Source organism: Gilvimarinus sp. 1_MG-2023 (assembly GCF_030548285.1).
On the sequence record NZ_JAUOSC010000501.1, the window covers coordinates 1 to 336 of the forward strand.

General features: G+C 53.6%; 1 pseudogene. It reads left to right on the top strand.

What is annotated here, in order from left to right:
* Positions 1-59: 59 nt before the first annotated feature.
* Positions 60-336, top strand: a pseudogene (locus tag Q4563_RS17810) (acyl-ACP--UDP-N-acetylglucosamine O-acyltransferase); the annotation flags it as partial.

The following is a 336-nucleotide window of genomic DNA, read 5'->3' on the forward strand; positions in this document are numbered from 1 at the left end:
GGGCTATTCTGGGCGGTGCCACCCAGGTACACCAGTTTTGCAAGATCGGAGCCCATGTTATGGCTGGTGCCGGGACTGTGGTATTAAAAGATATTCCTGCTTACGTTATGGCACTGGGGTATCCGGCTGAGCCACATGGTATCAATTCCGAAGGTTTGCGCCGTCGGGGTTATTCTGCTGACGCTATCAGTGCGGTGCGTAATGCCTACAAAATAGTATATCGGCAGGGCCTGACCCTGACAGAAGCGTTGGCCAAGCTGGAACAGGAAGCGGTGACGGAAGCTGCCGTCGGGGTGTTGTTTGATAGTCTGAAAGACTCCAGTCGTGGGATTATTC